The 4,880-nt window shown below is 70.6% G+C and carries 4 protein-coding genes; all 4 read right to left on the minus strand.

Going from position 1 to position 4,880, the window contains the following annotated elements; genetic code table 11:
* Window positions 1–129 precede the first annotated feature (129 nt).
* The 4 genes from VFZ20_RS32440 to VFZ20_RS32455 all read right to left on the minus strand — a co-directional run bounded on the left by VFZ20_RS32440 (window position 130) and on the right by VFZ20_RS32455 (window position 4,391).
* Window positions 130–1,299, minus strand: a complete 1,170-nt coding sequence (locus VFZ20_RS32440; RefSeq protein ID WP_329688132.1) for a S8 family peptidase — start codon at window positions 1,297–1,299, stop codon at window positions 130–132.
* A 254-nt stretch (window positions 1,300–1,553) separates the two neighbouring features.
* A complete protein-coding gene (locus VFZ20_RS32445; protein WP_349264155.1) occupies window positions 1,554–2,708 on the minus strand; it encodes a S8 family peptidase in 1,155 nt (384 codons plus the stop codon).
* 79 nt (window positions 2,709–2,787) lie between these two features.
* Window positions 2,788–3,933, minus strand: coding sequence for a S8 family peptidase (locus tag VFZ20_RS32450; protein WP_329688134.1), 1,146 nt, complete (start codon window positions 3,931–3,933; stop codon window positions 2,788–2,790).
* Window positions 3,934–3,935: 2 nt separating this feature from the next.
* Window positions 3,936–4,391, minus strand: a complete 456-nt coding sequence (locus tag VFZ20_RS32455; RefSeq protein WP_414682969.1) for a S8 family serine peptidase — start codon at window positions 4,389–4,391, stop codon at window positions 3,936–3,938.
* Between the last annotated feature and the right edge of the window lie 489 nt (window positions 4,392–4,880).

Raw genomic sequence — 4,880 nt, forward strand, 5'->3', positions numbered from 1 at the left:
GCGCAGGCGGCCAGGGCCAGCGCGGCGAAAAGGGCGAATGGGATGGATCGCATCTGCCTGTCCTTTCTCGCGTAGGGGAAGGGAGGATCGGACACGGCGCCGGCGCCGCGCCCGTCCGCATCGGCCTCGTTACAGGGTGCCGATGAACAGCAGCAGGTTGGGCGTTCCCGCGGGGTTGCCGGTGATGACGTTGGGCGTCGCGTTGTTCTTGAGCCAGGCGGTGACGGTCGCCGTGGACGCGGCCGGGTTGCCGCTCTTGTACAGGGCGGCGGCGCCGGTCACGTGCGGCGTGGCAAACCCCGTCCCCGTGAAGGTCCCGCCGATGGAGGGGATGTTCACGCCCGGCGCGTACAGGTCCACGCAGCTGCCCACGTTGCCAAACGACCAGCGGGCATCGGTGATGGTGCTGGCCGCCACCGTCACGGCCGCCGTGGCGCTCGCGGGAGAGTAGTTGCAGGCGCTCGCGTTGTTGTCGCCCGCCTGCACGGCCACGAACACGCCCGCGCCGGCGAGGCCGCCGACGGCCGTGTTCAGCGCGGACGAGAGGGCGCCGCTCAGCGACAGGTTGGCCACCGCCGGGTCCACGTGGTTCACCCGCACCCAGTCCACGCCCGCGATGATGCCGGAGACCGAGCCGCCGCCGTTGCAGTCCAGCACGCGGACGGCCCGCAGGCGAACGCCCTTGGCCACGCCGTAGGTGGACGAGCCGATGATCCCGGCCACCGCTGTCCCGTGGCCGTTGCAGTCCTGCCCGTTGCCGCCCAGCGCGTCGTACGCCACCGACGCGCGCCCGCCGAACCCCGTGGCGCCCGTCTGGATGCCCGTGTCGATCACGTACGCGTACACGGTGGAGGCGGTGGGGAGAACGCCCGTGTTCCCGTCCAGGGGAAGGGCGCGCTGGTTGATGCGGTCCAGCCCCCACGGCGGCGCCGCCTGCACGGCCAGCGGCTGGACACCGCCGGCGGACTGGTCCTGCTCCACGTACGCCACGTGGGGATGGTGCCGCAGCGCCGCCAGCTGGCCCGCGTTGAGCGCGGCCGCGAATCCGGTGAGCGCGGCCGCGAATCCGGTGAGCGCGGCCGTGTACACGTGACGCGGATGCACCCCGGCCACCGCCGCCACGGCGCGCGGATCGGCGCCGTCGCGCAGCACGACGACGTAGCGGCCGTCCAGCGCCCGGCCCGGCGCCGCGTTCAGCAGGGGCGCCGCGTCCGCGGGAATGCCCGCGACGGGCGAGGGACCGTCCGCGCAGGCGGCCAGGGCCAGCGCGGCGAAAAGGGCGAATGGGATGGATCTCATCTGCCTGTCCTTTCTCGCGTAACAGGGAGGATCGGACACGGTGGAGTGGACGAGCGGCGGCGAAACGGAAGGGATGATTCGGATCTGCCCGACCCGCGTCCATCATGCTGTGAGGGACGGTGAGAGGCGGCGGATCCGGATGATCACCTTCGAGAAAACATCAATTTACATCGTCAAAGGAGAGCTCCTGCCGCCGAAGACGGCGCGCCGCCCCGCGGGGGGACGGCGCGCCGGTCCTGCTCCGGGTCAGCCCCTTACAGCGTGCTCTTGAAGAGCAGGCGGTTGGGCGTGCCGGTGATGTTGCCCGTGATCACGTTGGCCGTCGCGTTGGTCTTGATCCACGAGTCGATCGTGGCCTGCGAGGCGCTCGTGTTGCCCGACTTGTACAGCGCGGCCACGCCCGCCACGTGCGGCGACGCCATCGACGTGCCGCTGATGGTGTTGGTGCCGCCGTTGCTCCAGGTGCTGGTGATGTTGCTGCCCGGGGCGTACAGGTCCACGCAGCTGCCGTAGTTGCTGTAGCTGGCCTTGGCGTCCGTGCTGGTGCTGGCGGCCACCGTGGTCACTGCGGTGGCGGCGGCCGGCGACACGTTGCACGCGTTCTGGTTCTCGTTGCCCGCGGCCACGGCCACGAACACACCCGAGTTGGCCAGGTTGGTCACGGCCGTGTTGAGCGACGACGACGCGCCGCCGCCCAACGACAGGTTGGCCACGGCCGGGTTGGTGCGGTTCAGGCGAACCCAGTCCACGCCCGCCACGATGCCGCTGATGGTGCCGCTGCCCTGGCAGTTGAGCACGCGCACGGCCCGCAGGCGCACGCCCTTGGCCACGCCGTACGTGGCGCTGCCGATGGTGCCCGCCACGTGCGTGCCGTGGCCGTTGCAGTCCTGCCCGTTGCCGCCCAGCGCGTCATAGGCCACCGCCGCGCGGCCGCCGAAGTTGCTGTGCGCCGTGTAGATGCCCGTGTCGATGACGTAGGCGTACACGTTGCTGGCCGTGGCGTTGTACACGTACGTGCCGTTGAGGGGCAGGTTGCGCTGGTCGATGCGGTCCAGCCCCCACGTGGCGCCCGACTGCGTGGTCGTGGCCTGCGCCGTCTGGTCCTGCTCGATGTACGCCACGTTGGGGTTGTGCTGAAGGGCGTTCAGCTGCCCCTGGTTCAGCTCCGCCGCGAAGCCGTTGAGGGCCGCCGTGTAGACGTACCCCGGCTCCACGCCCGCGATGGCCGCCACCGAACGGGGGTTGGCGCCCTCGTTCAGCACCACGATGTACTGCCCTTCGATGCCGTTGGCGCCGGCCGAAAGGAGCGGCGCGGCCGTCGTGGCCCGCGCGCCCACCGGCGACTGGTCCGAGCACGCCGCCAGGGCCAGAATGGCGCCCAGCGTGACTGCGGTCTTGCTCACCTGCATGGCATCCTCCCAAAAGAGGGGTGAGGGTGCGCGCCGTCCTCGGGGGTGGGACGGCGCGCGGGTGCGGCGCTCACGAGGGTCAGAGCGCCGCCTTGTACAGCAGGCGGTTGGGCGTTCCCACGGGGTTGCCCGTGATGACGTTGGCCGTCGCGTTGTTCTTGATCCACGTGTCGATGGTGGCCGTGGAGGCGTTGCCGTACGTCTGCTTGTACAGCGCCGCCACGCCGGCCACGTGCGGACTGGCCATGCTGCTCCCGCTGATGGTGTTGGTGCCGCCGCCGATCCACGTGCTGGTGATGCTGCCGCCCGGCGCGTAGCCGTCCACGCACGTGCCGTAGTTGCTGCTGGTGCGCCGCGCGTCCGTGCTTTCCGACGACGCCGTGGTGAACACGGCCGCGGCGCCCGACGGCGAGTACAGGCACGCGTCGGAGTTGCTGTTGCCCGCCGCCACGGCCACGAACACGCCCGAGCTGGCCAGGCTGGTCACCGCCGTGTTGACCGAGGCGGACTGCGGCCCGCCGATGCTCATGTTGGCCACGGCCGGGTTCACGCGGTTCAGCCGCACCCAGTCCACGGCCGCCAGCACGCCGCTGGTGCTGCCCGATCCCGAGCAGTTGAAGACGCGCACGCTGCGCAGCTGCACCTGCTTGGCGACGCCGTACGTGGTGCTGCCGATGGTGCCGGCCACGTGGGTGCCGTGGCCGTTGCAGTCCTGCCCGTCGCCGCCCAGGGCGTCGTACGCCACGGCCGCGCGCGTTCCGAACTGCGGGTGGTTGGTCTGGATCCCCGTGTCGAGCACGTAGGCGTAGACACCCGCGCCCGTGGCCGTGTAGGTGTACGTGCCGCCGAGGGGGCGGCTGCGCTGGTCGATGCGGTCGATGCCCCACGTGGCCCCCGACTGCGTGGTCTGCGCCTCGAACCGCTGCTCCTGCTCCACGTACGCCACGTGGGGGTTGTGCCGCAGGGCGTTCACCTGCCCCGCGTTGAGCTCCGCCGCGAAGCCGGTGAGGGCCGCCGTGTACACGTAGCGGGGATGCACGCCGGCCACGGCCGCCACGGAGCGCGGGTCCGCGCCCTCGTTCAGCACCACGACGTAGCGGCCTTCGACGGCGCTGGCGGGCGCGGCGGCCAGCAGGGGCGCCGCCCGGGGCGCGCGGGCCGCCGTGGGCGCCCCGTCCGCGCAGGCGGCCAGCGCCAGCAGGGCAAGGGCGGAATACCGGTGCATCGTCATGCGTCCTCGCGAGGGGTCGGGGATGGACGTCGGCGCGGGCCGGGGGTGACGGCAGTCGCGCGGATCAGCCGGGTCCAGAACGACGACTTGTACAGCAGCTGGTTGGGCGTTCCCGCCGGGTTGCCCGTGATGGCGCCCGCCGTGGTCAGGGCCAGCAGGCGTCCCGAGAGCACGGACGACGACGCGTCGCCGTATGTGGCCTTGAACAGGGCCGCCATCCCCGCCACGTGGGGGCTGGCCATCGACGTCCCGCTGCGGATGCTCGTGGCCGTGCTGCTGGCCAGCCCCGCGCTGGTGATGCTGGATCCCGGGGCGTACAGGTCCACGCACGTGCCGTAGTTGCTGTAGCCCGCCCGCGCGTCGCCGCTGGCCGACGCGGCCACCGTCATGGCCTCGGGGGTGCTGCCCGGCGACACGTTGCAGGCGTCCTGGTTGTCGTTGCCCGCGGCCACGGCGGCAAAGACGCCCCGGCGGACAGAATCCGGTATTCACCATCCGCCTCTCCTGTTCATCAGGCGGCGGAATCCCACGTGCCTGCTAATGGTTTAGCGGGCAAGCGGGATGCGGATGCATCAGAAATCTCCATGAAATTGCGGTTAACCTCATGGGCATTCCCCGCGCCACGTTCCGCACAGCCGTAAGTCGTTTCGCCGCAACCAAGCGGACGGTACGCACAATCCGGTCGCCGCCACAAAATGGTGCGACGCATCACCACTCTGGTGCACAATGCGCGGGCCGATAAGGATCGGGTCACCACCCACCCCTACTCGTCCAGGTTTCCCTACAGGGCAGATGAAACAAGGGGCTCAGAATTGGAAGGAAACCTGCCCAATCCACTTCTTACGTCCGATTCTGTATCTGAAATGAAGTCGGGCACGGACGCGCGGGATGGTTTTACGGAAGGATGGCACACGGCGCCTGCGGCGAACGGAGTCAACGGT

The sequence above is a fragment of the Longimicrobium sp. genome, assembly GCF_036280135.1.
Taxonomy (GTDB): Bacteria; Gemmatimonadota; Gemmatimonadetes; order Longimicrobiales; family Longimicrobiaceae; genus Longimicrobium.

What these genes read in the sequence shown, in the direction of transcription:
- VFZ20_RS32440 (WP_329688132.1), bottom strand. Translation starts at nt 1,299, where the DNA reads ATGAGATCCATCCCATTCGCCCTTTTCGCCGCGCTGGCCCTGGCCGCC.
- VFZ20_RS32445 (WP_349264155.1), bottom strand. Translation starts at nt 2,708, where the DNA reads ATGCAGGTGAGCAAGACCGCAGTCACGCTGGGCGCCATTCTGGCCCTG.
- VFZ20_RS32450 (WP_329688134.1), bottom strand. Translation starts at nt 3,933, where the DNA reads ATGCACCGGTATTCCGCCCTTGCCCTGCTGGCGCTGGCCGCCTGCGCG.